The sequence below is a fragment of the Chitinophaga sp. CCNWYY40 genome, from assembly GCF_037483205.1.
Lineage (GTDB): Bacteria > Bacteroidota > Bacteroidia > Chitinophagales > Chitinophagaceae > Chitinophaga > Chitinophaga ginsengisegetis.
On record NZ_JBBHLF010000003.1, the window covers coordinates 786340 to 810986 of the forward strand.

Sequence of the window (24647 nt, forward strand, 5' to 3'; positions counted from 1 at the left end):
CGAAAAGCATTATAGTCCACGTATAGCCAGGCTGATTAGTGTCATTCTTTTGTAAAGGCAAAACCTGATAAAAATCATTTTTTCGTCGTAATGATTACCAGTAGTAGAAATGACACACTAATGACAGCTAACCCCTTTTGTTTGGGACGTATGAAAGTACTTTTGCAACCGGAAGCTTATACAAAAACATGCAGGTCAGTCATTCAAAAGAAATAGCAAATTTTCATATCGTTGGCATCAACTATAAGAAAACAGACGCTGCTATCAGGGGATTATACGCCATCAATCCGGCTCAGTATCAACAACTCCTGGAGCATGCCAGGGTAGTGCAATTAGACGATCTCTTTGTGCTCTCTACATGTAACAGAACAGAAGTATACGGATTTGCAGCGAACCCGGGGCAGTTGATAGATTTGCTTTGCAGGGAATCAAACGGCGACAGAAGCCAGTTGGAAGAATTAGCCTATACCAAGTCAGGAGAAGAAGCGATCAGGCATTTGTACCAGGTAGGTACCGGTCTTGACTCCCAGATTCTCGGCGACTACGAAATCATAGGTCAGATCCGTAATGCCACTAAGTTTGCCAAAGCGCATCACAGCCTGGGCAGCTTCCTGGAAAGGCTTGTCAACAGCGTTTTACAGGTTTCCAAACTCATCAAAACTGAAACAGGACTCAGCAAAGGCACGGTATCAGTGGCTTTTGCCACCGTGAGAATGCTGGAACGCATCTGTCCTGATATAAAAGATAAAAAAATTGTATTGCTGGGTGTAGGTAAAATAGGCCGCAACACCTGCAAGAACATGATCGAATACCTCGGCGTAAAAGAAGTAACCCTCATTAACCGCACCCTGCAGGTGGCCGCCGAATTCGCCGGCCAGCACGGACTGAAATACGCTCCCATCGAAGATATGGTAAGCGAAATGCAGCAGGCAGATGTGATACTCGTTGCTTCCAATGCCCCACACCCAACAGTGCTGGCAGAACATCTCCGCAATACTTCTCCAAAACTCATCGTCGACTTATCCATTCCTTTCAATGTGGAAGCAGCTGTAGGTGAACTTCCGCATATTACCCTCGTGAATGTGGATGAACTCTCCAAAGTACAGGATGAAACCCTGCAAAACAGGCTGGGAGAAGTACCAAAGGCAATCTCCATCATCGACGAACATATGGAGGAATTCCTTTACTGGTACAAAATGCGCAAACACGCAGTAGTACTGAAAGCCGTAAAAGATAAGCTGCAGGAAATACATACCCGCGAAATACAGCAACAGAAAAACGGCGGTCACTACAACATGGAAGACATTGAACTCGTATCTTCCCGCATCATACAAAAAATGATTAATCTCATGGCTGGTAAAGTACGCAAGGAAACAGACAAAAGCGACCAGTACATCGCCATGATCAACGATATTTTTGAGACCGGAGTTAACCAGGAATAAACAAATGGATAAAGTTATCAGGATAGGCACAAGAGAAAGTCAGCTGGCCTTGTGGCAGGCAAACCAGGTAAATGATCTGCTCACCGCACAAGGTTACCGTACAGAACTGGTACCCATCAAAAGCGAAGGAGATATAGACCTGGTAACACCCCTGTATGAAATAGGCGTACAGGGCATCTTCACAAAAAGCCTCGATCTGGCATTGCTCAATAACCGTATAGACATTGCCGTTCACTCCTTCAAAGACGTTCCCACACAGCTTCCGAAGCAAATTGTACATGCCGCTATCCTGCAACGCGGGCCGGTAAAAGATTTGCTGGTATATAAAAACGATACTGATTTCCTTTCACAACCGGATTATATAGCTAACATCGCTACCAGCAGCGTACGCCGTAAAGCACAGTGGCTGCGGAAATATCCACAGCACCAGCTGCATAACCTGCGTGGCAATGTTAATACCCGCTTAAGAAAACTGGCGGAAGAAAACTGGGACGGCGCCATTTTCGCGGTAGCCGGACTGGAAAGGATCAACGTACGTCCTGCTAATTCCATTGATCTCGACTGGATGCTGCCAGCTCCCGCACAGGGCGCAGTGGTGGCAGTGTGCAGGGAAGATGATCAATTTTGCCTGGATGCATGCGCTGCTTTTAATCATGCAGATACCGCCCTCGCCACACACATTGAACGCGAATTTTTACGTACCCTGATGGGCGGATGCACCACCCCTATCAGCGCTTACGCTTATATACAAAACAATCACATACATTTCAGCGGCGAACTGTGCAGCCTGGATGGCGCCCGGTTCTTCACTGTTTCACGCGAAGTACCATTGGAACAGGCCCAACACCTCGGACAGGAAGCTGCAGAAGATATTATGGCGCAGGGTGGCGCTGAAATAGTAGCACAGATCAGAAATGCTAAATGATAAATACCGCATATTAAGCACCAGGCATTTAACAGACAGCTCTGTGGCTGTTGCTGGTGAAAGTGGTATACACATAGATGTACAGGATTTTATACAGATAAAGCCGGTAACACTTCCTTCATTAAAAGGCAATAAACCCGGTTGGAACGATACCTGTATATCTGATATTTTCCAGGCGCCCAATGTATCGGTTTTTACAAGTGCGAATGCACTGAAAGTGCTGAAACAACATTACTTTGGCGTAAATGGTCTGCGTAATGATCTCCGGACTATTTTCCTTACCGACAACGCCCGCATTGGCTGTATCTCCGGCAAAACGCTGCAAAAGGCCCGTGAAATTTTTCCAGACGCTGAAATACTGGCGTCCTCTCCTTATGGCAGCGAACTGGCGGCAGCCCTCATTGCATTGGGAACTATAAATGAAGTAAATTTTTATTGCGGCAGCCAGAGAAGACATGAATTGCCGGATGCATTAAAGCAGGCAGGTATTACCGTACATGAATACGTGATCTACGAAAATATTCCTGCACCCGCTGTAACAGCCGATGATTACGACGGTGTATTATTTTTCAGTCCCAGCGCCGTAAAAAGCTACCTGTCTGCCAACAGGCTGAATAGTAAAACCGTTTGCTTCGCCATTGGCAGAACAACCGCCACCGAACTGAGAGAACACACCGATAACAAAATTATAATGAGCACCGATATCAGCGAAGAAAGCATGGTGCAAACTGCTATATTTTATTTTAACAACATTAACTGCTACGAATGAGCGCATTGAAGAACGACTTATTGCTGAAGGCCCTTAAAGGCGAAACTGTTTCCCGCACACCGGTATGGATGATGCGTCAGGCTGGTCGCTATTTACCGGATTATATCAAACTGCGTGATAAATATACGTTCTTTGAACGCTGCGAAAACCCGGAGCTGGCAACAGAAATAACGGTGATGCCGGTAGACCAGGTGGGCGTTGATGCTGCTATTATCTTCTCCGATATCCTCGTGGTTCCACAGGCAATGGGCATGGAAGTACAGCTGGTGGAAAAAGTAGGACCACTGCTGCCCGCTCCCATTAAAACCGCTCAGGATCTGCAACGTTTATGCGTTCCCGATGTACAGGAAAGACTGCACTATGTGTTTGATGCACTGAAGCTCACCAAAAAAACACTGGATGGCAGGGTACCGCTGATAGGCTTTGGTGGCGCGCCCTGGACCTTGCTCTGCTACATGGTACAAGGCAAGGGTTCTAAAACTTTTGATGAAGCAAAAGCATTCTGCTATCAGCAGCCTGCTGTAGCACATCAGTTGTTGCAGATGATCACCGATACCACCATCGCTTACCTGAAAGCACAGGTAGCCGCAGGCGCTGATACCGTACAGGTATTTGACTCCTGGGGCGGGTTGCTCAGTCCGCAGGATTTTGAAGTATTCTCTTTACAATATATCCGCCAGATAGTTGCCGCGATGAAGGATGTTTGTCCTACTATCGTATTTGCCAAAGGCGCCTGGTTTGCCCTGGAAGACATGGCCGCTACCGGTGCACACGGACTGGGTATCGACTGGTGTATTAAACCGGAACTGGCCCGCCAGTTTGCCGGCAGCAACATCACCCTGCAGGGAAATTTTGATCCGGCTAAATTGCTGGCGCCTGTTCCTGAAATTGAAAAGGCTGTAAAAGAAATGCTGAAAGGCTTTGGCAGACAGCGTTACATTGCCAACCTCGGACATGGTATCTTACCAAATGTTCCGGTTGATCACGCCAAAGCATTCGTAGAAACAGTTAAAGCACACGGATAATTAACCATGAGCATCAAAGATAATTTCATATCATTCATACACGGCTTACAGGATGAGATCTGCGCTGCGCTGGAGAAAACAGACGGCAAAGCTACTTTCCTGGAAGACCGCTGGGAACGCCCTGGTGGCGGCGGTGGTAAAACACGCGTGATCGCCAACGGGAATGTGTTTGAAAAAGGCGGTGTAAATACTTCGGTTGTTCATGGTGAGTTGCCGGAGGCAATGGCACAACAGTTTGGCGTTACCAACAGCCAGTTCATGGCATGTGGTATTTCGCTGGTGCTGCATCCCGTGAATCCTTTTGTGCCTACCGTGCATGCCAACTTCCGCTATTTTGAATTGTATGACCAGGATGGAACGCTGAAAGACAGCTGGTTTGGCGGTGGCGCGGATCTTACGCCCTATTACCTGCAGGAAGAAGACGGTATACATTTTCACCGTACCTTTAAAGATGCCTGTGATCCTTTTGGAAAAGAATTGTATCCTGCATATAAAAAACACTGCGACGAATACTTTATCAATAAACACCGTAATAACGAAGCGCGCGGAATAGGCGGTATCTTTTACGATTACCTCCGGCCTAACGCAGAAAGGACCGCAGAAGAACTCCTGAATTTCTCCAAAGCAAATGGAAACGCTTTCCTTGAAGCATATCTTCCGCTGGTAGAGAAAACAAAAAATCTGCCTTATACCGACGCACATAAAAACTGGCAGGCGTATAGACGTGGACGTTACGTGGAGTTCAATCTCGTTCACGACAGGGGCACGCTGTTTGGCCTGAAAACAAACGGCCGTACAGAATCCATCCTGATGAGCTTACCACCTGTAGCCCGCTGGGAGTACGACTTTCATCCCGCACCCGGCAGCCCGGAAGCACAGCTGGAAGAATATCTGAAGCCCAGGGAATGGGTAAAATAATAAGCCGGCAGACGACTATATAAAAACAATAAAATTTTTATAAAGATGATCAGAAGAAACAGAATTTTAAGAGTATCTCCTGCTATTCGTGCAATGGTAGCGGAAACAATTTTAACACCCAGCGATTTTATAGCGCCGTTATTTGTTACCGAAGGAGAAAATGTGAAAGAAGAGATCAGCTCTATGCCGGGTTATTTCAGGTACTCCCTGGACCTTACCATTAAAGAAGCCAGGGAACTCTGGAGCCTGGGTATTAAAAGCGTACTGCTGTTTGTGAAAGCGCCGGACAGTGTAAAAGATAATAAAGGTACCGAAGCAGTAAACCCCAACGGGTTGATGCAGCGTGCCATCCGCGGCATTAAAAACGCCATTCCCGAAATGGTGGTGATGACAGATGTTGCACTGGACCCCTACTCTTCCTACGGCCACGATGGTATTGTAGACGGGACAGAAATTGTAAACGATCCTACGGTAGAAGTACTGGCACGCATGAGCCTGAGCCATGCACAGGCAGGCGCCGATTTTGTAGCGCCCAGCGATATGATGGACGGCCGCATCCTGGCAATCCGCAATATCCTCGAAGAGAATGGGTTCGACAAAACAGGCATTATGGCTTACAGCGCCAAATACGCGTCCTGTTTTTACGGTCCTTTCCGTGATGCACTGGACTCTGCTCCCGGCTTCGGCGATAAAAAAACCTACCAGATGGATTATGCCAATTCCCGCGAAGCTATCCGGGAAACGCTGATGGATATTGAAGAGGGCGCCGACATTGTGATGGTAAAACCTGCTATGGCTTACCTCGATATTATGCGCATTATTAAAGATCGTGTAACCGTACCAGTGAGTGCTTATCATGTAAGCGGTGAATACGCCATGATCAAAGCAGCGGCAGAAAGAGGCTGGCTCGATGAAAACAAGGCCATCATGGAATGTATGACCAGTATGAAACGCGCCGGCGCGGATCTGATCGCTACCTACTTTGCAAAAGACGCTGTAAAACTGCTGAATGCATAATTCCCTATCTTGCGTAAAATAATAAACCACCAACAGATGTACAGTAAAAGTGAAATGTTATTCGGGAAAGCAAAGCAGGTAATTCCCGGCGGTGTTAACTCTCCCGTACGTGCATTTAAAAGTGTAGGCGGCACTCCCGTATTTATGGAACGTGCCAAAGGCGCCTATATGTACGATGTAGATGGCAACCGTTATATCGACTATATCAATTCCTGGGGCCCCATGATCCTCGGCCATGCATATGAGCCGGTGGTAAAGGCCATACAGGAATACGCCACCTACTCCACATCTTTCGGGGCTCCTACAGAACTGGAAACAAAGATCGCAGAACTGATCACAGGCATGGTGCCTAATATCGATATGATACGCATGGTAAACTCCGGTACGGAAGCCTGTATGACAGCCATCCGGCTGGCAAGAGGCTATACCGGCCGTAATAAGTTTATCAAATTTGATGGTTGCTACCACGGTCACGCTGATGCGTTCCTGGTAAGCGCCGGCAGTGGCGTAGCTACGCTGGGCATTCAATCTGTGCCGGGCGTTACCACTGCAGTAGCAGAAGATACGCTTACAGCTCCATACAATAATTTACCCGCAGTAGAGCAATTGATTGCCGATAACACTAACCAGATTGCTGCTATTATCATTGAACCGGTAGCGGGCAACATGGGCTGTATCCTTCCTCAGCCGGGCTTCCTGGAAGGGCTCCGCCAGCTTTGTGATGCAAACAATATCCTGCTCATCTTCGATGAAGTAATGACAGGGTTCCGTTTGGCGCGCGGTGGTGCACAGGAATTACTCGGCATCCGGGCCGATCTTGTTACTTTTGGTAAAATCATCGGGGCAGGTATGCCGGTGGGCGCAGTAGCAGGTCCGAAAGAAATCATGGAACATCTTGCTCCGGCCGGAAAGGTATACCAGGCGGGCACTTTAAGCGGTAATCCTATTGCAATGATTGCCGGTTATACTTTGCTGCAAACGCTGAATGAAAATCCTGTTATCTACCAGCAACTGGAAGAAAAAGCCAGCTACCTGGTGAATGGATTAAAAGAAGCATTTGGCGCTGCTGGTATCGTGCATAGCATCAACCAGATGGGATCTATGCTGAGCGCACATTTCACTGAATATCCGATTGTGGATTTCTCTGCTGCCTCTGCCGCTAATAATGAATTATTCAAACGTTTCTTCCATGCGATGCTGGACCGTGGTATTTATTTGCCGCCTTCCGCTTTCGAAAGCTGGTTTATGAGTAATGCACTCACTACCGAAGACCTGGATGAAACCATTGCTGCTGCTAAATCTGCCATGCAGGCGATAAAATAGTTAACAATTCAATCCTGTGCAGAGTGGAAAGAGCTGTCTCTATAAAATGAGACGGCTCTTTATTTTTATACACATCTTACCGGTTATCAAAAAATAGATCCTTTACAATAAACTAATCTTTAAATAAATCAAAAACTATTAATTTTGCGGTTTAATGAATGATCGTGCGCACATATTAAAACGTTGGACACTCGTCTGCTTCCTGCTGTGTTTACAGCTGGCAACCGGCATCCTGCCTTCGTTTGCAGCACATCGTCATTATTTTCTGTTACCCGATCTGCACAAGCAACAGGTAGAGCAGGACAGGTTATTAAGTCTTGTTAATAAAATTCCTGTACATCTCGAAGCAGATGATGAAGGTACCGAAGTATGGCATATCACGAAGCACCGGCGCAAAACACGCTGGTATCTTTCTGCAGCTGCCCCGCAGGTAAGTACCGCCACCCGCATTGTATATCTCGATGCAGATAATACTGCACGCAGCATTTATATTCCTGAAAACAAAACCGGTGAGTATGGCCGCCAGAAATCCTTCCGGCCCGCCTACTATTCCTTTCTCTTCCGGTTTACTCCCTTTTGAATACCAGCACACCTTTTATTGTAATCATTTTTAATTTTTTTCAGGGAGATGCCTGCCTTTTCTGCTATCACAGCGGATGGCCTCCTATTGTGTTGTATTCACCTATTCCGGTTATGCCGGGATCAATATCTTATTGCTATGCGTCAATATACAGGGATCTTAACATCGCTGATCGCTCTTTTCATGGCCGGTTGTGCCACCAAGGGAGAAAGTACCAACAACGAGGATCTTAAAGTTTTACCGGTTACCACACTGGTAACAAAAGATACACTGCTGCACCGTTCTTATGTAACAGATATCCAGGCGGTGCAGAATGTGGAAATACGCGCCCGTGTAAATGGCTTTCTTGATAAAATATTTATCGACGAAGGTCAGGAAGTAAAAAAAGGACAACTGCTGTTTGGTATCAATGATGCGGAATACCGGGCAGAACTGGCCAAAGCAAAAGCCGTTCTCAGCAGCATGGTAGCAGAAAGCAAAGCCGCTGCACTGGAACTCGACCGGGTAAAGCTGCTGGTAGAGAAAAAAGTAGTAGCGCCTTCCGAACTGGAAGTAGCCAATGCAAAACTCGCTGCGGCACAGGCAAAAATAGAAGAAGCCCGCTCTGCCGCCTCCAACGCGGAAATGCGCCTGTCGTATACCAGCATCCGCGCCCCTTTTGATGGTATCATCGACCGTATTCCCTTAAAGAAAGGAAGCCTGATCAGTGAAGGCACCCTGCTGACTACGGTGTCGGATACACGCGAATTTTATGCTTATTTCAACGTATCAGAAACAGAGTATCTACAATATAATAAAGCGCTGGCCAAAGGCGACAACAGCTACCGGCAGGTAGCGCTTGTATTGGCAGATGGTACAGATTATAATCACACTGGTAAAATAGAAACCATAGAAGGTGAGTTTGAAGAAAACACCGGCTCCATTGCATTCCGTGCCCGCTTCCCCAACCCTTCCAAGCTGCTGAAACATGGCGCCAGCGGGAAGGTGCGTCTTACCACTGAAATAGACAGTGCGGTGATCATCCCGCAAAAAGCGGTATTCGAAATGCAGGACAAAAACTATGTGTTCGTGGTAGACGGCAGCAACAAAGTGAAGATGAGAAACTTTATTCCACAGGCCCGCTTTGCCCATTTCTACATCGTTCAGTCCGGACTTCAGCCCGGAGAACGTATTGTGTGTGAAGGCGTACGCAACATCCGCGATGGTATCCGGATTTCACCACGCGGCGTACCAATGGATAGTTTACTCAGTTTATAATCACACAGCTTTTGAGCTGAAATCACGGAACAATGTTTGAAACTTTTATAAAAAGGCCAGTGCTGTCACTGGTCATATCGCTTATTATCACACTGGTAGGCCTGCTCGCGCTATTTACCTTACCGGTTACCCAGTTCCCCGATATTGTGCCGCCTTCGGTAACGGTAACTGCTAAATATACCGGCGCCAATGCGGAAGTATCTGCCAAAGCAGTGTCTACACCACTGGAAAGGGCCATCAACGGGGTACCGGGCATGACGTATATGTCGTCCGTATCCAGTAACGACGGGATCACCGTGATCCAGGTGTTTTTCCAGGTGGGTACAGACCCCGACCAGGCCGCAGTGAACGTACAAAACCGCGTAGCCACCATTATTGATGAGCTGCCCGAAGAAGTGATCAAGGCCGGCGTAACCACGGAAAAAGAGGTAAACAGTATGTTGCTATACCTCAACGTGATGAGCGAGGACACCACCCTGGATGAACAGTTTATTTACAACTTTGCCGACATCAACGTACTCCAGGAATTAAAACGTATCGATGGAGTAGGCCGTGCGGAAATCATGGGCGCTAAAGAATACGCCATGCGCGTGTGGCTGAAACCTGATCGTATGCTGGCCTACAACGTATCTGCCGATGAAGTGATTCAGGCTATCCGCAAACAGAATATTGAAGCAGCTCCCGGTAAAACCGGCGAAAGCTCCGATAAAGATGCGATGATGCTGCAATATGTGTTACGCTACACCGGTAAATTTTTTGAACCGGAGCAATACCGGCAAATCGTGCTGCGGGCAGGACAGGACGGATCTGTACTGCATCTTAAAGATGTAGCCGATGTAGAATTTGGCTCGCTCACCTATAGCATGGTATCCAAAACAGACGGCAAGCCTTCCGCTTCCATCATGCTTAAACAACGACCCGGCTCCAATGCACGCGAAGTAATTAACAATGTGAAGGCAAAAATGGAAGAAATGAAGAATTCCTCGTTTCCTCCGGGCATGACCTTTAACTTCAACTACGACGTTTCCCGCTTTCTCGACGCCTCTATCCACGAAGTGGTAAGAACCCTGTTTGAAGCATTCCTGCTGGTATTTATCGTGGTGTTCATTTTCCTGCAGGACTTCCGCTCCACCCTCATTCCTGCACTTGCAGTACCGGTAGCGTTAATTGGTACGTTAGCCTTTATGCAGATGATGGGCTTCTCCATTAACCTGCTCACGCTCTTTGCACTGGTACTGGCTATTGGTATTGTGGTAGATAATGCCATTGTGGTAGTAGAAGCCGTACACGTGAAAATGAGTGAAGAACATCTCCCTCCGATGGAAGCCACGCTGGCAGCCATGAAAGAAATCAGCGGGGCGTTGGTGGCCATCACGCTCGTAATGTCTGCTGTATTTATACCAGTGGCGTTTTTATCAGGTCCGGTAGGTGTATTCTACCGGCAGTTCTCGCTCACACTGGCCATTTCCATCGTGATTTCAGGTATTAACGCAGTAACGTTAACGCCTGCACTCTGCGCCATCATGTTAAAAGACACACATGGCAAACCCCGTAAAAAGAGCCTGCTGCAGCGCTTCTTCAACGGTTTCAACAAAGGCTATAATGCTACTGAAAATAAATATGCAAAGCTGATCAGCTTTATCGCCGGCAGGAGACTGATTACACTGGCCTGCCTCGTATTCTTCTTCGCCGCTACCTGGGGCGTTAGCGCCATCCTGCCTTCCGGGTTCATTCCTACCGAAGACCAGGGGATGATCTATGTAAACGTAACCACTCCTCCGGGAGCAACAGTAGAACGTACCGAAGCCATACTGGACCAGGTGCAGGCTATTGCTGCTGAACTGGGAGAAGTGGAATCCGTATCCACCCTTGCAGGTTACAGCCTGGTAAACGAAGTGGCCGGCGCCTCTTACGGGATGGGCATGGTAAACCTGAAACCCTGGGACGACCGCAAAGCATCTGTACAGGATATCATTGAAATATTACAAAAGAAAACAGCTGGTATTGCAGATGCCAGCATAGAATTTTTCCCGCCGCCTACCGTTCCCGGATTCGGTAACTCCAGCGGGTTTGAACTACGGCTGCTCGACCGCAGCGGCAGCGGCGATCTCCGGCAAACCGCGCAGATCACCAACCAGTTCATCGACGCACTGAAAAAGAGACCGGAAATAGGCAGCGCCTTCACCAGCTTTGATGCGGAGTTCCCGCAATACCTGATCCATGTAGACCAGGCCATGGCTGCAAAAAAAGGTGTGAGTATAGAAAATGCCATGAGCAATCTTCAAACGCTGATGGGTAGCTTCTATGCTTCCAACTTCATCCGCTTCGGGCAAATGTATAAGGTAATGGTGCAGGCGGGTCCCTCCTACCGCACCAAACCCGACGACCTGCTGCGTCTCTACGTAAAAAACGACCGCGGCGAAATGGTGTCGTATTCCGACTTCGTAAAACTGGAACGTGTATACGGACCGGAACAACTGACCCGCTATAACATGTATACCGCCGCCATGATCAATGGCGACGCCAAACCAGGATTCAGCAGCAGCCAGGCCATTGCCGCCGTACAGGAAGTAGCCGCGAAAGAATTGCCCAGGGGATATAGCTACGAATGGAGTGGTATGACGAGAGAACAAATCCTTTCCGGTAACCAGGCCTTCTATATTTTCATCATCGTACTGGTGTTTGTATACCTGTTGCTGGCCGCTCAATACGAAAGCTTCCTGTTGCCACTGCCGGTATTGTTATCGCTGCCAGCCGGTATTTTCGGCGCCTTCCTTTCTCTGAAGGTACTGGGCCTGGAAAATAACATCTATGCACAGGTGGCATTGGTAATGCTGATAGGTTTACTTGGAAAGAACGCCATCCTCATTGTGGAATTTGCCATCCTGAGAAATAAGCATGGCGCTACCATCCTCGCCGCTGCGAAAGAAGGCGCCGTATCCAGGCTACGCCCCATTCTCATGACGTCGTTCGCATTCATCGCCGGGTTAATACCATTGTGTATTGCCTCCGGCGCCGGCGCTATGGGCAACCGTTCCATTGGTACAGCCGCAGCCGGCGGCATGCTCATCGGAACCATTTTCGGTGTATTGATCATACCCGGATTATACGTGCTGTTTGCTTCCATGATCAGGAAAAAATCCGTTGAACTAAAAGCTTACACCAATGAATAAACGAATATATCAATACGCATTATATGCTGCGATGGCCACTGCAACAGTGGCCTGCAGCACACAAAAAGAACTGGCGCTGCCGGAACGTATAAGCGTTCCCGTGGTATCAGGTAATAGCAGTGATACCATTTCACTGCACAATTTCGCGCAGGTGTTTAATGATCCAAATTTGCGGAGCCTCATTGATACCGCCTTGCGTAACAACTACGACCTGCTCTCTGCTGCACAACGCGTAGCCACGGCGCAGGCCAACCTGATGATGGCAAAAAACGCATGGCTGCCGTCGCTGAATCTTTCCTTATCAGCCGGTGTGGATAAGTATGCAGACTACACGCTCAATGGTGTAGGTAATTTCGATACCAACCTGTCGCCCAATATCAGTAAAGATCAACGCATTCCCGGTCCAACACCTGAATACTTTGCAGGGCTAAGAAGCAGCTGGGAAATAGATCTCTGGGGTAAACTGAAAAGCCAGCGCCAGGCCACCTACGCACGCTTTCTCGGCAGTGAACAGGGCCGCCGCCTGCTTACCACGCAAATAGTGGCAGGCGTTACCGGGCTGTATTACGAGCTCACCGCGATGGACAATGAGCTGGCTATTATACAACGCAATATTAAATTACAGGAAACCGCAGTCGCCACCGTGCATATTCAAAAGGCCGGCGGACGCGCTACCGAGCTGGCAGTGCAACAGTTCACCGCCCAGTTACTGAGCACGCAGGCATTGGAGTATGGCGTAAAACAGGAAATCGCTTCTTTGGAAAACCAGCTCAACGCCCTCCTGGGAAGGCTGCCACAGCCCATTGTACGCAGCACGGTAAAAGATGCGCAGGCATTGCCGGCGGCGATAAAAAAAGGGATCCCTGCCAGCCTGCTGCTGCAACGCCCGGATGTACAGCGGGCGGAGCTTGAACTGGCCGCCACAAAAGCCGATGTGAAAGCTGCGCGGGCGGCCTTTTTACCCGGACTCACCATTACGCCCTATGCGGGCTTTAATGCTTTCAAGGCAGGGTTGCTGTTCCAGTCGCCCGCGTCCATAGCATGGGGCGCTGTAGGGAATTTAACCGCTCCCATCTTCAATAAAAAACAAATACAGGCGCAATACAATATCAGTACCGCCAACGCCTGGACGGCATTCTACGAATACCAGCAGACCATTGTAAATGGCTACCAGGAAGTAGCTTCTGCCTTAAATAAAGTAGAAAACCAGCAGGAAGCCTATGCGCTGAAAAGCAGGGAGGTATTGGTGTTGCAGGAGGCCGTATCTACCGCTAACATTCTTTTTACTACCGGTTACGCCAATTACCTGGAAGTGATCACCGCACAGAAGAGTGTGCTGGAAGCAGAGCTGGCACTGGTAACTACACGCCGGAATGTGTACCAGGGAATGGTATCGCTGTATCGCGCGTTGGGTGGTAACTAAAGCTTTTTTAACAGAAGGGATCGCCTGTACGGCGATCCCTTCTGTATTTTATTTTTTACGGTGCTGAAACAACCACGGCATCACACCGGGTTCCACAAACACATTGTCCCAACTGTTGTGTCCTACGCCGGGATATTCGGTATATTTTTCTTCTGCACCCAATGCTTTCAGTTTGGCATCATAAGCCCTGGAGGCTTCTACCGGCACTACTTTATCGTCGCCGCCATGAAAAATCCACACCGGTACTTTTTTAGCAAACCTATCAGCTGCTGCTACGTTGCCTGCGCCACAGATAGGAAATGCGGCAGCAAAAATATTGGGACGTTTGGTGATTTCATAAAAGGTGCCCATTCCGCCGAGCGATAAACCGCCGATGTATACACGTTTGGTATCCACTTTTCCGCCGGCCAGTAAACTATCCAGCAATTGGTTGAGTAAAGCGGTGGGAGGTGTGGGGGCGCCATCCAGCGGAAAATCTGCCTGGATTACTTTACCCGTGCTGTCACGCTCAAATTTCATGGGCGCCCATGTTTGATCGGGAGGGCATTGCGGGAAAACCACAAATGCAGGGTAATTGGCACGGATCGTATCCCGCACGAACATGGCGCCGCCATGCAGCAGCTGCGCGTTATTATCAGTGCCCCTTTCTCCGGCTCCATGCAGGAAAACGATCAGGGGATATTTTTTGTGACTATCGTAGTTGGCCGGCAGCAGGAGACGGTAGCGGAGGGTATCACCCTTACGGATAAACGATTCACGGCTGTACTGGGAAAGATCGTCCTGTGCAGCGGCTACCAGGCTACCGGTGAGCATGCAGGCCAGGAAGAATAATTTCAGGTAACGCATAACTGGGGAATTTTACACCCAATATACTACGGCAAAATCAGTATTTCAGTGTAAAATGCTGTTTAACTTTAAAATCTTTCCGGAAAAAAACCAGCCCGATAAAAAACAGGTCGATGGTCATGGTCACCTGCGGATGTTCCTGTATAGTATGCCAGGCGGCTTCCATATCCGGGGTCCAGTGGATATCGTCAAAAATAAAAACGGAGTATTCATCAGCAAACTGCAGGCACTGCTCAAAATAGGCCAGGGTGGGTTCTTTGCGATGGTTCCCATCTATATACACCCAGTCGGGCAGCTGCATTTGTTTTAACACGTCCGGTAACACGGTATCAAAATTCCCCGTTACCTGCGTGATGTTTTTGATGTGAAGCGCCTCAAAGTTTTTGGCAGCCCGGGCTGCTATATTAGGGCATCCTTCAATGGTATAAATACGGGCCTGCGGGGCGGCCTTTGCCATATATGCTGTAGAAAGCCCCATAGAAGTACCCAATTCAAGGATACGGCCCGGTTGGAGGTATTGTATCAGCCGGTAAAATAACTGCCCGAATTTGGGCTGTTTTGCCGCATAGCGGGTAATATCCCGTACCCGGCGTTCATTACCGGCCGATATCAGCGACCCGGCGCCCAGGTCGGTTACCTGGAGCGTTTCATTACTTTGCAGCAACTGTTTGCGCAACTGTTCTATTTCCCGGAAAGCCGGATGCTGTTTTTTATCCAGCAATACATCCTCTATCAGTGAAAATACAAAGGGAGAATGTACGTCATGACGATTGCCTGAAGTAAAATAATACTTCAGGTACTTTCCGGCTAAATTATACTGTTGCGCTAAACCCACTGGCTAAATTATTTTTTAATAGATCTTTCCTTTTATCATGCCCCACATATGCAAACGATGCTGCAGGGATACTCTCAACACACCTAAACCATAAATGGCGCTGCGTTTGAAATTGATACTGGAGGCCTCGTCGAAGTATTTGGTAGGACAGGTAATCTCTGCAATATCGTATCCTTTCATAAATATCTGCGAAACCATTTCATTATCGAACACAAAATCGTCATTATCAGCCATATAGTTGATATCACGCAATACTTCCGATGAAAAAGTGCGGTAGCCGGTGTGGTATTCACTCAGCTTCTGACCAATCAGGATGTTTTGTGTCAATGTTAAGAAACGATTAAATATGTACTTATACATTGGCATTCCCCCTTTCAGGGCGCCTTTTCCCAGGATCCTGGACCCGAAAACCACCGGGTACACATCGTTTGCAATAATACTGCACATGGCGGTAATGAGCTTTGGCGTATACTGATAATCGGGATGCAGCATCACCACAATATCAGCTCCGAGGTCCAGCGCTTTGTTGTAGCAGGATTTCTGGTTACCTCCATAACCTTTGTTGTTATCGTGACGTATCAGGTGCTGAATCCCCAGCCGCCTGCCGACTTCAAGGGTATCATCTCTGCTGGCATCATCTACCAGTACTACATCATCAACTATGTCAAAAGGGATTTCCCGGAATGTTTTTTCCAGCGTAAGTGCTGCGTTGTAGGCCGGTAATACAACCACGATCTTTTTGTTATTAAGCATGAAAGTGGATCAAATTTGGCAGCAAAGGTAACTCACCTGCTGATAATTCAAAATATCTCCCGGAAATGCGTTCCGGACACCACCTATCATGATTTAATTTTAACTGTTATTAATTATTTATCTTTGCCTGATGATGTTTTTGGCATCATATTTTCTTAAATTTTTGTTAACAAAAAGCAAAAACAACATGTTAAAACACCTACCAACGGAAATGAGGCATGATAAACGCTTGACCTGCAAGCCCGATGAGTCATTACCGTTAGTACACCTGACTCAAAAATTTCTGAACACCAGATGGATTAAAGTGCTACCAGCCCCACTTGTTTTACTTTTTACTTTCCAGACAGCCTATGCACAGGACCCGGAACTGAAAAGCACCACGTCTCCTGTTATCAGAACCCAGGATACCACCATCCGCAAACTGCTGGAAGACGTACAGCGGATCACCGACAATGACAAACAAAACTCTACCGCTATACAGGCCCTGTTACAGGGAAAGGAAATAGATAATATCACGAAGTATGAGCTGATAAAAAATAATATCATCAATGCCAGTGAAACCTATTATCTGCTGAATAAGAAAATTATCGATCTAAAGTCACGTACCACTACCAATAACCTCGATGTTTTCATCACCTCGCTGAATAACCCGGAAAGTAAAGCGCTGGGCTTTTCTCTGAGCGACCGCATTGTAGAACTGGTAGAAAAGATCATCCTGAAAAACAAAGGAGATAAAGGAGAAAAGAATTCTAAAATTGTTGAGTCTACCAAGTCGATCATCAACAGTCCTATCTTCCAGAGCTTTACCTCCCTCACGCCCCCGCTGGCAATTGCCAACTCAGTGATGAACTTCCTGCACAGCGTGAGTGTGAATAACAAACAGATCAATCAGAAGTCATTACAGGATTTTGAAAAAGAGCTGAACAAATATGTGGTGTATTACACCGCATTAAATGATGCCAACCAGAAATTTGAATATGGCCTGAACTTCAATAAAGATCAGTTAAGCCTGTTGCAGGATAACCTGTTTGATCATCTTTCGTTTACCGCCACTTCTCTCAAATTTCCTGCTCCGCAGAAAGGGAATCAGGGTTTGAGCCAAACGATGAATGAATACTTTTTTGATTTTAAGAAAGAAAAAGTAGTGGATTACTTCGCTAAACTGGAAGAGAAATATACCAAAGGCAAACGGATCGACTATGAATCCCTGCTGCGCGAAAACTCTTCCCTGAAAGAAGTAAATAACCAGCTGGAAGACCTGGTATTACAAACCAAACGATTTGAAAATCTTTACAACGAGTATTTCACTTTACTGGATTCTTACTATACCAAAGTAAACAACTCGCTGAAAATTGCTCAGGATAATGGTCTTGCCGACAAAAGCATCATCGATGCCAAACAGGCGGAGTTCAGGAACCTGAAAACAGAAGCAGTGGGCGAAATCCAGGCGTCTATCAATATACGGGAACTGTACAGCAATACAGAAAAAATCAAGTACCGTTACAGGATATTCTAGTTAAACATATTAATATAAAAGCAACAGGCGGTAGTGAAGGATTTCACTACCGCCTGTTGCTTTTATAGGATTTAACGTCTTCCTATAGATTTTATTTATACCTTTACGCCACAATCTTAGAGGAAATGACGACAGTTCAATTGGAGTACATTGTTGCGGTAGATACCTACAGAAGTTTTGTAGTAGCAGCAGAGAAATGCTTTGTAACCCAGCCAACACTGAGCATGCAGATTCAGAAGCTGGAAGATGAATTAGGCATTAAACTGTTTGATCGCAGCAAATTACCGGTAGTCCCTACAGAAATAGGCGTATCCGTGGTTGCCCAGGCCAGGATCATTATTAAGGAAAATGCCCGCATCCGCGAGATTATAGCAGACCAGAAAAAGGAAGTACAGGGTAACCTGAAAGTAGGCATCATTCCTACCCTGGCGCCTTACCTGCTTCCGCGTATCCTGACCGGGTTCATGAAAAAATATCCGAAGGTGCGGCTGGAGATATGGGAATATCCTACCGAACAAATTATGCAGCAACTAAAACAGGAACTGCTGGATTGTGGTTTGCTGGCTACTCCCCTGCATAACCCTCACCTGGAAGAACATCCTTTGTTTTATGAGTCCTTTGTGGTGTATACCGCTAAAAGCAATGCTTTATACGAGAAAAAAATTGTGAAAGCAGACGAGCTGGATATCAAAGATGTGTGGCTGCTCAACGAAGGTCATTGCATGCGCAACCAGGTGCTGAATATCTGTAAAGATAAATTCACAATGGGCGATAATAAGAACCTCGAATATAATACCGGTAGTGTGGAAACACTGAAAAGAATGGTAGACCTCAATGAAGGCTATACGATTTTACCGGAGCTGTCGCTGCAGGACCTTTCCTCCCGGCAGCTGAATATGGTGCGCTATTTCAAGGCGCCTGAACCGGTGAGGGAGATCAGCCTGGTAACACATCGTCACTTTATTAAACAGGCGTTGATAGAAGCCTTCAAAAAAGAGATCCTGGCACATGTGCCGGAGAAGATGAAGGTGCAGAAAAATAAGAAGGTAATTGAAATTATAACGGCATAACGGAAGATATAAAGAAAACGGGCTGGTAATAATACATTACCAGCCCGTTGCTTTTTAAAGAGATTTACGCTTTCGCCGGTGTATAATACTTCATTGCTTCCGGCATCAGCTGTTGTAATTTTTGTACGCGGGTAGCGTCGCTGGGGTGTGTACTCAGGAGTTCAGGTGGCTTCTGACCTTTGCTCATGTTAGCCATACGTTGCCAGAAAGGAATTGATTCCTGTGGATTGTAACCGGCCATTGCCATGAATATTACGCCCAGGTGATCGGCTTCCAGCTCATTACCGCGGGAAAAGGCAAGCGTACCTAAGTTACCGCCTATACCAAATGCCTGGTTGAAGAGGTTTACGGCAGTAGGATTCTTGTTCAGCGCTACGGCACCTGCTACCTGGATCCCCTGCATTACCAGTCCCTGGCTCATACGTTCGTTACCATGACGGGCAATCGCATGTGCTATTTCATGGCCCATTACACAGGCAAGTGCAGTTTCATTCTGGGTTACCGGCAACAAACCTGTATATACCACTACCTTACCGCCAGGCATACACCAGGCATTCACTTCTTTACTGTCTACCAGGTTAAATTCCCATTTATAGCTGGATATTTCATTCCCCATATTATTCTGGTTCATGTACCTGGTAACGGCGGACGCAATGCGCTGGCCCACTCTTCTTACCATTTCAGCGTCTTTACTGGTAGTTTGCGCCACTACTTTGTTTTCAGACAAAAACGACTGGTATTGTTGCACAGCCATTGATTGCATAGTGCTTTCAGGAACGAGGTTCAGCTGACTACGGCCGGTGATGGGTACACGCGAACAGGCCGCCAATGCGAGGCTTGCAGTAAAGAATAAAACATACTTTTTCATGGGAGCATCAATTTAAATATGCGGAAACGCACAATGCAAAAAGCAAAAAGCATGCACATTTTTATGGCTGTCGCTTTTTGCTTCCTGCTTTAATATATAACTATAACTAGTTCTTGTCTTTTCTGTTCTTAAACAGCGGAACTTTACTTTCCACACCTTTCAGCAGCCGCGTAATATTCTTCTGGTGGGTTAATACCACCATTAAAGCTACAGCAATAGCAAATATGCGATAGAAAATTTCCGGTTCATTGAAGATATAGAGGATAAGTATCGGGAAAGCGATACTGGCAATGATAGAACTGAGAGAAACGTATCTGGTTAAAAAAAGGATCATTAAAAATACGCCTACGCAGCACAGCGCTACCAGTGGCTGGATGGCAAGCACCAGTCCGAACAGGGTAGCAATTCCTTTACCGCCCTTGAAGTTTGCCCAGATAGGGAATATATGACCTACCACTGCAGCGAGCCCCAGACCGATCTGGAGATTCACGAGCTGTGTAAGATGCTCAGGATCAAGATAATAGGGAGCCAGATAAGCTAAACGTACAGCCAACACGCCTTTCAGCATGTCTACTACCATTACAAAAGTACCCGCTTTAGGCCCCAGCACCCTGAAAGTATTGGTAGCACCGGCATTGCCGCTGCCATACTCCCGGATATCCATACCAAAAACGCCTTTACTCACCCAAACAGCTGTAGGAACAGATCCTATCAGATAAGCACAAATAAGCAATAAAATTTCTATCATCACTACAAGTTAGGAATGCTAAGATAACAAATTCTGTGTTAAAATAGAGAGAATATTAGAAAAGATTGTAACACAAAAGTTGGATTATCAACACTATTTATATGTAACTTTTAATCTATTTTGTTGGGGGTACATAAAACTGAAGCGCCAGCCAGTTATCTTTTTCTATCCTTCCCTCCATGATAAAACCTGTTGAAACCGCGGCCGCTGCAATGTTTTCTTCGTCGGTTGGTAAGATCCCGCTCAATAGTAATTTGCCCCCCGGCACTAATAAATGCCGCATATCTCCCATAAATTTCAGTAAAATGTTATAGTTGATATTTGCCAGCAATATATCATATTTTCCGGTAATTGCATCAAGGTTGTCTGCCTGCCATACTTTTACCTTGTTCATGCCGTTGGCAGTAAGGTTTTCCAGCGTATTATTCACGGACCATTCGTCGTAGTCAATGGCATCCACCGTATCAGCTCCCATCATTTCTGCCAGGATGGCGAGAATACCGGTTCCTGTACCAAAATCAAATACCTTCTTCCCTTTAAAGTCCAGTGGCTCCATGAGTTTTATCATGGAAGCGGTAGTGGCATGATGCCCGGTACCAAAAGCCATTTTAGGGGTAATAATAATTTCATATACGGGTTGCGGATCAAACGGCGGGTGAAACTCCGCCCGGATACCACAAAAGCTATCTACCTGCACCGGCTGGAAATTGCTTTCCCACAGGGCGTTCCAGTTAACCGGTAAAATCGTTTCTTTCGTATAGGTAACCCCGTGGGCTTCCAATTGCTGCTGTAACACAGCCTCGTCGAAATCAGCGGCGGGGATATAGGCAATAAGTGTGTCCGGCTGTTCTTCAAACCCTTCGTATTTCAGCTCAGATAACTGGGCAATCAGCAGGTCTGTTTGTTCGGCGCCGGCCCGCATGGTAATAGCAATGTAAGACATAGGCCGCAAATATAGCCATTAGTGGCTAGCTTTCAGTCTTTTGCCCCTGTATCTGCCGCTAAAATCATCTCCAGATATTAAAAATCATTATATTTGATTTATAAATCATATCAACTATCCTATGAAAGCACTGTTCCTCCTGCTGACCGGCGTGGCGTTGTCCCTGCCGGGCATGGCCCAGGTAATTAAAGTACGGCCACCAGAACCTATTATGGATTCCATCATTTACCAGACTGAAAATGTAACGCTGATCTTCGACAGGAAGCATCTCACGGAATATATGACGGGCATGGATTCCACTCTTCGTAACAGTAAATACAGCAACAAGGTATTTAACAGCGTACAGTTTGCACACCTGAATGCCATTGATATGGGCAACCATTTCCGTAAGGCTTATTGCTACCTGGAAGATACTGCCAACAAGGATTTTAGTTACAGCACCGGTAAAATGAATATGTTATGGGCAGAAGATGGTGGTATTATGCTTCCCTATGTGGAAGAAATAATGCCGGACCTGCTGGCCGGCGGGGAAGTAAGGGTGATAGACAGAAGTACCAAAGCGGTACAACCGGCTTACAAGATGATTGCCGAACCGGTAGATGGTAATAATTACCGGGTGTTCCGCCTGAACAGCGGCCGGGAAATATTCAGGGAAAGTACTTTCCGTGTAGAGCAGCTTACGAGGAGATAAAAACGGATCCATCATAAAAAGAGAAAGCAGCCACCTGGGTGACTGCTTTCTTTTGTATTTAATTCCAGTTATCTGCTAGCTATAACAGCGCCTATTCGGCATCAAAGGTAGGCTCCTGAGGTTTTTCAGGACCGGCGTTGTAATTTCCGCCACCACGGTTACCGTCGCGGTTGAAATCACGTCTGTCGCCGCCACCGCGTCTGTCATCACCGCCACGTCTGTCGTCACGGGGACCACGTCTGTCGCCACGATCTCCACGATCGCCACGATCACGGAAGTCGCCTCTGTCGCCACGCTCTTCACGTTCTGGTCTTTCCACATAACCTTCCGGTTTAGGCATGAGCACTTTGCGGCTCAGCTTAAACTTACCGGTTTTAGGATCGGTACCAGTCAGTTTTACTTTTACTTTTTCGCCTTCTGTCAGCACACCTTCCATTGTTTCCAGGCGTTTCCAGGAAACTTCAGAGATGTGGAGCAAGCCTTGTTTACCAGGCATGAACTCAACGAAAGCACCATAAGGCATGATGGATTTTACAACGGATTCATATACTTCACCTACTTCAGGTATTGCAATGATTCCTTTCACCCATGCAACTGCTTTATCAAGACTTTCTTTCTGAGAAGAGAAGATACTAACTTCACCGGTTTCACCAACTTCTTCGATGTTGATGGTAGTACCGGTTTCGCGTTGGATCTCCTGTATAATTTTACCACCGGGTCCGATTACAGCGCCGATAAATTCACGGTCGATGATGATCTTCTCCATGCGTGGTGCATGTGGTTTTGGTTCAGGACGTGCAGCAGGCATTGCTTCGTACATGGCTTCCACGATATGCAGACGGCCTTTCTTAGCCTGAGCCAGTGCGGAGCGCATTACATCCATGCTTAAACCATCCACTTTAATATCCATCTGGATACCCACAATACCATCGCGGGTACCGGTTACTTTAAAGTCCATATCACCCAGGTGATCTTCATCACCGAGGATGTCGGTTAATACTGCCCATTTGCCATCGGATGCGCGGGAGATAAGACCCATTGCCACACCGGAAACGTGTTTAGGCAGGGGCACACCAGCGTCCATCAGTGCCAGTGAACCGGCACATACGGTAGCCATAGAGGAAGAACCGTTTGATTCGAGGATATCAGAAACCACCCTTACTGTGTAAGCGTAGTCGCTGCCTGGCATCATTTGCTTCAGGGAGCGCATCGCCAGGTTACCATGTCCTACTTCACGACGGCCGGGACCGCGCATCATTTTCACTTCACCTGTAGAGAATGGAGGGAAATTGTAGTGCAGGATAAATTTGGAATAGTTGGAAACGGCTGCGCTTTCGATCAGCAGTTCATCTTCCGGAGTACCCAGTGTAACGGTAGTCAGCGACTGTGTTTCACCACGGGTAAACAGGGCGGAACCGTGAGGAGAAGGCAGGATATCTGTTTCCATAGCCAGCGGACGAACCTGATCCAGTGCACGGCCATCCAGGCGAACGGATTCGTCCAGGATCATGTTGCGGATCACTTCTTTTTCCAGGTCATGCAGGTATTCTTTTACCAGCGGCTGGTCTTCTTCCGGTAATTCGCCCAGGTGTTCTTTCAGTTCGGTGCCGATGGCAGCAAACGCATCGCTGCGATCGTGCTTGGCTGAAGCTGACTTGGCTACCTGGTAAATTTTATCTTTTGCAAAAGCTTCTACTTTTGCTTTCAGTTCTTCGTTCTGATGAGGTTGTGCGTATTCACGTTTGCCGGTTACACCTTTCAGGTCACGCAGTTCTTCCTGTGCTTTTACCTGCACCTTGATCGCAGCGTGTGCTGCTTCAATTGCGAGGATCAGATCTTCTTCCTGGCACTCTTTACTTTCACCTTCCACCATCATGATGTTCTTGTCGGTAGCACCGATGATGAAGTCCATGTCGGCTTTAGCCAGTTCAGTACGGTTAGGGTTGATCACGAGTTTGCCATCAATGCGCGCTACGCGGCACTCAGAAATAATTTCCTGGATGGGAACGTCGGATACAGCCAGTGCAGCAGATGCAGCCAGACAGGCCAGTGCATCAGGCATTACTTCGGGATCAGATGAAATCAGGGACACCAGTACCTGAACTTCACATAAATAATTGTCGGGGAACAGGGGACGCAGAGCGCGGTCAATCAAACGGGAAATAAGTACCTCGGAATCAGACAACCGGCCTTCACGCTTGAAAAAGGAACCTGGGATACGGCCTGCGGATGCAAACTTTTCCTGGTAATCAACTGTAAGGGGGAAGAAAGACTGGCCTGGTTTGGGTTCTTTATTTGCTACCACGGTGGCCAGCAATATTGAATTCCCTAAACGCACCGTAACGGCACCGTCAGCCTGACGGGCCAACTTGCCGGTTTCGATGGTCACCATACGACCGTCTCCTATATCGAATTTCACTGAAATAGGTGTCAGATTCATAATAAAGTGAGGATTAAAAATAAAGTTATTCTTTTTTGATCGCTAAAGAACAACAAAAGGTATACATACAAAAAAACTATTCCCA

The 24647-nt window shown here is 47.1% G+C and carries 21 protein-coding genes; 14 read left to right on the plus strand and 7 right to left on the minus strand.

The window, feature by feature from the left end; all coding sequences use genetic code 11:
* Nucleotides 1-188 precede the first annotated feature (188 nt).
* From hemA to V7S65_RS13680, 11 genes are all read left to right on the plus strand, one after another.
* On the plus strand, nt 189-1442 hold the full coding sequence (gene hemA, locus V7S65_RS13630) for a glutamyl-tRNA reductase (RefSeq protein ID WP_079470411.1): 1254 nt from the start codon (nt 189-191) through the stop codon (nt 1440-1442).
* A 4-nt stretch (nt 1443-1446) separates the two neighbouring features.
* Complete coding sequence (gene hemC, locus V7S65_RS13635) at nt 1447-2367, plus strand: hydroxymethylbilane synthase (RefSeq protein WP_336386773.1); 921 nt, start codon at nt 1447-1449, stop codon at nt 2365-2367.
* 43 nt (nt 2368-2410) lie between these two features.
* Nucleotides 2411-3136, plus strand: coding sequence for a uroporphyrinogen-III synthase (locus tag V7S65_RS13640; RefSeq protein ID WP_339545865.1), 726 nt, complete (start codon nt 2411-2413; stop codon nt 3134-3136).
* Complete coding sequence (hemE, locus tag V7S65_RS13645) at nt 3133-4161, plus strand: uroporphyrinogen decarboxylase (RefSeq protein ID WP_336386771.1); 1029 nt, start codon at nt 3133-3135, stop codon at nt 4159-4161. The genes V7S65_RS13640 and hemE overlap by 4 nt, the downstream gene beginning before the upstream one ends.
* Before the next feature lie 6 nt (nt 4162-4167).
* Nucleotides 4168-5079, plus strand: a complete 912-nt coding sequence (gene hemF / locus V7S65_RS13650) for an oxygen-dependent coproporphyrinogen oxidase (RefSeq protein ID WP_079470415.1) — start codon at nt 4168-4170, stop codon at nt 5077-5079.
* Nucleotides 5080-5124: 45 nt separating this feature from the next.
* Nucleotides 5125-6096, plus strand: a complete 972-nt coding sequence (gene hemB, locus V7S65_RS13655) for a porphobilinogen synthase (RefSeq protein WP_079470416.1) — start codon at nt 5125-5127, stop codon at nt 6094-6096.
* A 36-nt stretch (nt 6097-6132) separates the two neighbouring features.
* Nucleotides 6133-7419, plus strand: a complete 1287-nt coding sequence (gene hemL, locus V7S65_RS13660; protein WP_111577707.1) for a glutamate-1-semialdehyde 2,1-aminomutase — start codon at nt 6133-6135, stop codon at nt 7417-7419.
* Nucleotides 7420-7573: 154 nt separating this feature from the next.
* Nucleotides 7574-7999 carry a hypothetical protein gene (locus V7S65_RS13665; RefSeq protein ID WP_336386770.1) on the plus strand — a complete coding sequence of 142 codons (426 nt, stop codon included), beginning with the start codon at nt 7574-7576 and terminating at the stop codon, nt 7997-7999.
* Nucleotides 8000-8137: 138 nt separating this feature from the next.
* Nucleotides 8138-9256: an efflux RND transporter periplasmic adaptor subunit gene (locus V7S65_RS13670; RefSeq protein WP_336386769.1), complete on the plus strand. Its 1119-nt coding sequence runs from the start codon at nt 8138-8140 to the stop codon at nt 9254-9256.
* Between the two features lie 32 nt (nt 9257-9288).
* On the plus strand, nt 9289-12429 hold the full coding sequence (locus V7S65_RS13675) for an efflux RND transporter permease subunit (protein WP_336386768.1): 3141 nt from the start codon (nt 9289-9291) through the stop codon (nt 12427-12429).
* Complete coding sequence (locus V7S65_RS13680; protein WP_336386767.1) at nt 12422-13852, plus strand: efflux transporter outer membrane subunit; 1431 nt, start codon at nt 12422-12424, stop codon at nt 13850-13852. The genes V7S65_RS13675 and V7S65_RS13680 overlap by 8 nt, the downstream gene beginning before the upstream one ends.
* A gap of 48 nt (nt 13853-13900) precedes the next feature.
* On the opposite strand, the gene V7S65_RS13685 is transcribed toward V7S65_RS13680, so the two are convergent.
* The 3 genes from V7S65_RS13685 to V7S65_RS13695 are packed head-to-tail and all read right to left on the minus strand — an operon-like array spanning nt 13901 to nt 16286.
* Complete coding sequence (locus V7S65_RS13685; protein ID WP_336386766.1) at nt 13901-14698, minus strand: carboxylesterase family protein; 798 nt, start codon at nt 14696-14698, stop codon at nt 13901-13903.
* A 37-nt stretch (nt 14699-14735) separates the two neighbouring features.
* A complete protein-coding gene (locus V7S65_RS13690) occupies nt 14736-15533 on the minus strand; it encodes an O-methyltransferase (protein WP_079470422.1) in 798 nt (265 codons plus the stop codon).
* Between the two features lie 15 nt (nt 15534-15548).
* Nucleotides 15549-16286: a glycosyltransferase family 2 protein gene (locus tag V7S65_RS13695; protein ID WP_079470423.1), complete on the minus strand. Its 738-nt coding sequence runs from the start codon at nt 16284-16286 to the stop codon at nt 15549-15551.
* A 187-nt stretch (nt 16287-16473) separates the two neighbouring features.
* Between V7S65_RS13695 and V7S65_RS13700 the strand changes: the two genes are divergently transcribed.
* Complete coding sequence (locus V7S65_RS13700) at nt 16474-17802, plus strand: hypothetical protein (protein ID WP_336386765.1); 1329 nt, start codon at nt 16474-16476, stop codon at nt 17800-17802.
* 125 nt (nt 17803-17927) lie between these two features.
* A complete protein-coding gene (locus V7S65_RS13705) occupies nt 17928-18872 on the plus strand; it encodes a hydrogen peroxide-inducible genes activator (protein WP_079470425.1) in 945 nt (314 codons plus the stop codon).
* Between the two features lie 64 nt (nt 18873-18936).
* On the opposite strand, the gene V7S65_RS13710 is transcribed toward V7S65_RS13705, so the two are convergent.
* The 3 genes from V7S65_RS13710 to prmA form a co-directional block, all read right to left on the minus strand.
* Nucleotides 18937-19740 (minus strand): M48 family metallopeptidase, encoded by an 804-nt coding sequence (locus V7S65_RS13710; RefSeq protein WP_079470426.1) that lies wholly within the window; start codon nt 19738-19740, stop codon nt 18937-18939.
* A gap of 106 nt (nt 19741-19846) precedes the next feature.
* The gene (gene plsY, locus V7S65_RS13715; RefSeq protein ID WP_079470427.1) at nt 19847-20488 is read right to left on the minus strand and encodes a glycerol-3-phosphate 1-O-acyltransferase PlsY; all 642 of its coding nucleotides are present in this window, start codon (nt 20486-20488) and stop codon (nt 19847-19849) included.
* Nucleotides 20489-20603: 115 nt separating this feature from the next.
* On the minus strand, nt 20604-21431 hold the full coding sequence (prmA, locus tag V7S65_RS13720; RefSeq protein ID WP_336386764.1) for a 50S ribosomal protein L11 methyltransferase: 828 nt from the start codon (nt 21429-21431) through the stop codon (nt 20604-20606).
* A 121-nt stretch (nt 21432-21552) separates the two neighbouring features.
* On the opposite strand from prmA, the gene V7S65_RS13725 reads away from it, so the two are divergent.
* Nucleotides 21553-22122, plus strand: coding sequence for a hypothetical protein (locus tag V7S65_RS13725; RefSeq protein ID WP_336386763.1), 570 nt, complete (start codon nt 21553-21555; stop codon nt 22120-22122).
* Nucleotides 22123-22213: 91 nt separating this feature from the next.
* Here the strand turns inward: V7S65_RS13725 and V7S65_RS13730 are convergent, their stop codons facing one another.
* A complete protein-coding gene (locus V7S65_RS13730; protein WP_336386762.1) occupies nt 22214-24562 on the minus strand; it encodes a polyribonucleotide nucleotidyltransferase in 2349 nt (782 codons plus the stop codon).
* Between the last annotated feature and the right edge of the window lie 85 nt (nt 24563-24647).

What these genes read in the sequence shown, in the direction of transcription:
- hemA (WP_079470411.1), top strand. Translation starts at nt 189, where the DNA reads ATGCAGGTCAGTCATTCAAAAGAAATAGCAAATTTTCATATCGTTGGC.
- hemC (WP_336386773.1), top strand. Translation starts at nt 1,447, where the DNA reads ATGGATAAAGTTATCAGGATAGGCACAAGAGAAAGTCAGCTGGCCTTG.
- hemE (WP_336386771.1), top strand. Translation starts at nt 3,133, where the DNA reads ATGAGCGCATTGAAGAACGACTTATTGCTGAAGGCCCTTAAAGGCGAA.
- hemF (WP_079470415.1), top strand. Translation starts at nt 4,168, where the DNA reads ATGAGCATCAAAGATAATTTCATATCATTCATACACGGCTTACAGGAT.
- hemB (WP_079470416.1), top strand. Translation starts at nt 5,125, where the DNA reads ATGATCAGAAGAAACAGAATTTTAAGAGTATCTCCTGCTATTCGTGCA.
- hemL (WP_111577707.1), top strand. Translation starts at nt 6,133, where the DNA reads ATGTACAGTAAAAGTGAAATGTTATTCGGGAAAGCAAAGCAGGTAATT.
- V7S65_RS13665 (WP_336386770.1), top strand. Translation starts at nt 7,574, where the DNA reads ATGAATGATCGTGCGCACATATTAAAACGTTGGACACTCGTCTGCTTC.
- V7S65_RS13670 (WP_336386769.1), top strand. Translation starts at nt 8,138, where the DNA reads ATGCGTCAATATACAGGGATCTTAACATCGCTGATCGCTCTTTTCATG.
- V7S65_RS13675 (WP_336386768.1), top strand. Translation starts at nt 9,289, where the DNA reads ATGTTTGAAACTTTTATAAAAAGGCCAGTGCTGTCACTGGTCATATCG.
- V7S65_RS13680 (WP_336386767.1), top strand. Translation starts at nt 12,422, where the DNA reads ATGAATAAACGAATATATCAATACGCATTATATGCTGCGATGGCCACT.
- V7S65_RS13685 (WP_336386766.1), bottom strand. Translation starts at nt 14,698, where the DNA reads ATGCGTTACCTGAAATTATTCTTCCTGGCCTGCATGCTCACCGGTAGC.
- V7S65_RS13695 (WP_079470423.1), bottom strand. Translation starts at nt 16,286, where the DNA reads ATGCTTAATAACAAAAAGATCGTGGTTGTATTACCGGCCTACAACGCA.
- V7S65_RS13700 (WP_336386765.1), top strand. Translation starts at nt 16,474, where the DNA reads ATGTTAAAACACCTACCAACGGAAATGAGGCATGATAAACGCTTGACC.
- V7S65_RS13705 (WP_079470425.1), top strand. Translation starts at nt 17,928, where the DNA reads ATGACGACAGTTCAATTGGAGTACATTGTTGCGGTAGATACCTACAGA.
- V7S65_RS13710 (WP_079470426.1), bottom strand. Translation starts at nt 19,740, where the DNA reads ATGAAAAAGTATGTTTTATTCTTTACTGCAAGCCTCGCATTGGCGGCC.
- plsY (WP_079470427.1), bottom strand. Translation starts at nt 20,488, where the DNA reads ATGATAGAAATTTTATTGCTTATTTGTGCTTATCTGATAGGATCTGTT.
- prmA (WP_336386764.1), bottom strand. Translation starts at nt 21,431, where the DNA reads ATGTCTTACATTGCTATTACCATGCGGGCCGGCGCCGAACAAACAGAC.
- V7S65_RS13725 (WP_336386763.1), top strand. Translation starts at nt 21,553, where the DNA reads ATGAAAGCACTGTTCCTCCTGCTGACCGGCGTGGCGTTGTCCCTGCCG.
- V7S65_RS13730 (WP_336386762.1), bottom strand. Translation starts at nt 24,562, where the DNA reads ATGAATCTGACACCTATTTCAGTGAAATTCGATATAGGAGACGGTCGT.